This window comes from Arthrobacter sp. TB 26, assembly GCF_000427315.1.
GTDB lineage: Bacteria > Actinomycetota > Actinomycetes > Actinomycetales > Micrococcaceae > Arthrobacter.
Window position 1 is genome coordinate 1 of record NZ_AUPJ01000228.1, and the last position, 1,553, is coordinate 1,553.

At 67.5% G+C, this 1,553-nt stretch carries 1 protein-coding gene; it reads right to left on the reverse strand.

Annotation, left to right across the window (positions count from 1 at the left end; translation table 11 throughout):
• Positions 1–513: 513 nt before the first annotated feature.
• Positions 514–1,488, reverse strand: coding sequence for a UDP-glucose 4-epimerase GalE (galE, locus tag K789_RS0108140; RefSeq protein ID WP_024366326.1), 975 nt, complete (start codon positions 1,486–1,488; stop codon positions 514–516).
• Positions 1,489–1,553: the final 65 nt, after the last annotated feature.

The following is a 1,553-nucleotide window of genomic DNA, read 5'->3' on the forward strand; positions in this document are numbered from 1 at the left end:
TATGTCCATTCCTGGGCCCGACCACTGGGCATGTCCACTGGGGGCAGCACGAACCTGGGTCTGACCGCTGGACATGCCCCGCGCCAGCCGTGGCGAATGGACATAGGCCCACTATGTCCATTCCTGGGCCCGACCACTGGGCATGTCCACTGGGGGCAGCACGAACCTGGGTCTGACCGCTGGACATGCCCCGCGCCAGCCGTGGCGAATGGACATAGGCCCACTATGTCCATTCCTGGGCCCGACCACTGGGCATGTCCACTGGGGGCAGCATGAACCTGGGCCCGACCACTGGACATGTCCGCCGGTGCCACCACAAACCTGGGTCTGACCGCTGGACATGCCCCGCGTCAACCTTGGCGGATGGACATAGGCCCACTCAGTCCATTCCTGGGCCCGGCCGCTGGGCATGTCCCCTTGGGGTGGGCTCGGCCACTGAGCATGTCCCCCGGGGGCAGCGTGAACTTGGGCCCCAGGACTGGGCATGTCCCCCCGGGGGCGGCGGCGGAGCCGTTAGTGGGCCGCGGAGGCAGCTTTCTTCTGCGCCTCGTAGGCGCTGGCGACCATGTCCTCGACGGAGTGCCGCATCTTCCAGTCCAGGTCGCGGGCGGCAAGGGTGCCGTCGGCCACGATCCGGTCCGGGTCACCGGCCCGGCGGGGTCCGATCTCCGGCTCGAAATCGATGCCGGTGACGTTGGCCATGGCCGTCATGATCTGCCGGACGGAGAGGCCGTCGCCGGATCCGAGGTTGTAGACGCGTTCCAGCGGCTTGCCGGCGGCGAGGGCCTGGGCTGCCGCAACGTGCGAGGTCGCCAGGTCGGCCACATGGACGTAGTCGCGCACGCACGTGCCGTCGGCGGTGTTGTAGTCGGTGCCGTTGATGCGGGGCGTCTTGCCTGCAGTCAGTGCGCGGAGCACGATCGGGAAGAGGTTGTGCGGGCTGGTGTCGTAGAGCTCGGGCGAGCCGGAGCCGACGACGTTGAAGTAGCGCAGCGAGGTGTGCTTCAGCCCCCGCGCCGTCCCCTGGTCACGGATCAGCCATTCGCCGATCAGTTTGCTCTCCCCGTAAGGGGATTCCGGCTGCGTAGGGGTCTCTTCCGTGACGATGTCCCCGGTGGGGGTGCCGTAGGTTGCGGCAGAGGAGGAGAAAACCAGCTTGTCCACCTCGGCGAGCTCCATCGCCTTCAGCAGTTCCGCCGTGCCGGTGACGTTCTGCTCATATGTCAGCAGCGGCTCCTGCACGGATACGCCGGCGTACTTGAAGCCGGCGAGGTGGATGACGCCGGTCACCGCGTGATCGAGCATGGTGCGGGCCACGAGCTCCGAGTCGAGGATGGTGCCGTGCACGAAAGGCACGTCCTCCGGGACGAACTCGCGGTGCCCGCTGGAGAGCGAGTCAATCACCACCGCCTGGATCCCGGCCCCGCGCAAAGCGGAGACCACGTGCGAACCGATATACCCTGCGCCACCTGTTACGAGCCATGTCATGGTTCCACCCTACCTAATGCCGCCCGGCCGTCCGGAAGAGGGCGCCCGGCTGTCCGGAACGGCGG

Excerpts from the sequence above, each read along its gene's own strand:
- galE (WP_024366326.1), bottom strand. The coding sequence starts at position 1,488 with ATGACATGGCTCGTAACAGGTGGCGCAGGGTATATCGGTTCGCACGTG.